Annotated in this window: 3 protein-coding genes; all 3 read left to right on the top strand. The window is 48.7% G+C overall.

Annotation, left to right across the window (positions count from 1 at the left end):
- Window positions 1-693 (top strand): hypothetical protein (locus KDK18_RS04315; protein ID WP_257253462.1); only part of this gene is annotated, 693 nt, incomplete at its 5' end.
- 222 nt (window positions 694-915) lie between these two features.
- A complete protein-coding gene (locus KDK18_RS04310) occupies window positions 916-1,650 on the top strand; it encodes an FAD-binding oxidoreductase (RefSeq protein WP_257253461.1) in 735 nt (244 codons plus the stop codon).
- A gap of 201 nt (window positions 1,651-1,851) precedes the next feature.
- Window positions 1,852-2,189, top strand: a 338-nt coding sequence (locus KDK18_RS04305) for a CocE/NonD family hydrolase (RefSeq protein WP_257253458.1), incomplete at its 3' end; no start/stop codon positions are given.

The following is a 2,189-nucleotide window of genomic DNA, read 5'->3' as shown; positions in this document are numbered from 1 at the left end:
CAGCCAGAACGGCGGTTTGTAGGGATGGGCTTCCAAATCGCCGTTATCAAATGCACAGCTAATCCTGGCCAGTTATTCCCGACGAACAGACGCTTTAAGACGTATGCATCTTGTTCGACTGAACCATACTGGAGCACCCCTGCCAGTTGTTGTTCTCACTTCGTGCAACACACCCATTCACTGGCAAAGCATCTTAAAATCTCTCTTGGCTGGCATCAATCCCGCATTGATCTTATTGCGCTGGTTATTTTTGGCCTCATCCAGATGGGGTCAGTCAACCTGTCCCGTATTGCCCGAACTGTGGGGCACGGTACCGAGATCGACTCCAGGCGTAAGCGTCTAAAGCGCTTCTTTGCCCTGAGTAGCAGGGAGCTTGATGATATTGCCAGAATGGTCGTTGACTGGATGGTGCCCGAAGGGAACCAGGTTGTCTGTCCGGATCGCACCAACCGGGACTTTGGCCTGTTCAAAATCAACATCATGATGGTCGCTAAGCAGCAGGTCGTCATTCCCGCGAAGGAGGCTGTCGCAAAGGCGGGAACCATTCAGCTTGAGTTAATAAGCTTGCAGTTACACCTGAGTCCCCACTCTCCTTTTATATCAAGATTCGTTACGAAATTGTCCCTTACTGAGCGCTCTGGCTTAGTCCGCAATCACGCCAGAATTGAAAGTGTTGCTGCCACTTCTCTCTGAGGCAGTGCCCGGGTGACCTATTTGCCTCCTTGTAGACTTGAGGCTTATGATTTATCAGTGGGGATAAGAGTGGTAGGGCGTGGGTTTTGGATGCGCTTACTCTGAAAAAGCTCGTCCTCAGGACACTTCAGACAAAATCACGATCCGTTGATATTAAAATATTAATGGAAATCCCCGAGACAGATTAATGAGTTCCTATTTAAGACGAACAAGGAGTTCAAAATGCCACGCCCACTCTATCCTGCAACCCTGACAGCCAAGCATCAGCTCAGCGAGAATACTGTGCAGTTAGACTTCAGACTGGAGGCCGGGTTCGACTATCAGCCCGGACAATTTGTGCAGTTGCACTTTTCTTTTCAGGGTCAGGACTATAAAAGAAGTTACAGCATCAGCAATTCGCCCGAGTCTTTTCGAAGCTCTCAACAGCTTGAGATAGCCATCAGCTTTGTGAAGGGAGGGACTGCCTCTGCTCTGTTCAGCGAAGCAGAACCGGGTCTGGAATTGTCCATTGGTGGGCCTTTCGGGGTTCTCACTGCACCGGAAAAGTACGATGGTCGAATCATACTCGTTGGTACCGGAACAGGCGTTGCTCCGTACCGGGCTATGATACCTGCACTGAAAAAGCTGGCCGACGAAGGCACCCGAATTCTGGTCATGATGGGTGTAAGACACAGGGCCGATATGATTTACGAGCAGGATTTTCGGCATCTTGCTGACTCATCCGGATCCATAGAATACAGGGCCTGCTACAGCAGAGAAAAGTCACTGGACACCTCCGCCAACGAATACCCGGGTTATCTCCAGAACCAGTTCCCACAACTGAATCTTTCCCCGGAAAAAGACCTCGTTTACTTGTGTGGCAACCCTGCCATGATTGACGACGCATCCGCAGAACTGACAGCGTTGGGTTTTGCTCCAAGACAGGTGAAGCGGGAAAAGTATGTTTTTTCCAGTTGAACCTTCTCGCGTTTAAACCGGTAGGCCTTCATTTCAGTTTCTGTAAACTGTTTGTCATCTTTTGCCTGAAACACCCACAAGTTAATACACACTCACTTAAAACCTGTGTATGATCACATTGCACCCTTTTGAAACACAATGACAATCGTCAAGATTCAATTGTGGGTGAAACAACATAAAAATAATAAAAAAGGTAACTCAATGTCGAAACGGCTAGTTAAGCTGCTGGTTCTCAATCTGGCACTGTCTCTCTTCCCACTCCATTCCCTCGCATCCGAACAGCCACTGTTTCAGTTTGCTGCCGGATTGCTGAACAATGGACAATTTCCAGAGTCTGACCGCTACACCACCGATGATGATATTGTCATTCTGACCAATGATGGTACAGAACTGACTGCTAATATCTTTGTTCCCACCTCACTAAGCGGGTCCGCCCCCGCTGTCGTATTTATTAATAGTTGGGGGATGAATGAGTACCAGTACCTGCAGCAGGCTGCAACGCTCGCTGAACGGGGGTATATCGTTCTTAGCTATTCTAC

Source organism: Endozoicomonas sp. SESOKO3 (genome assembly GCF_024606255.1).
Note: the sequence above shows the minus strand (reverse complement) of the source record. Positions and strands in the feature narration are given on the sequence as shown.

Excerpts from the sequence above, each read along its gene's own strand:
- KDK18_RS04310 (WP_257253461.1), top strand. The coding sequence starts at position 916 with ATGCCACGCCCACTCTATCCTGCAACCCTGACAGCCAAGCATCAGCTC.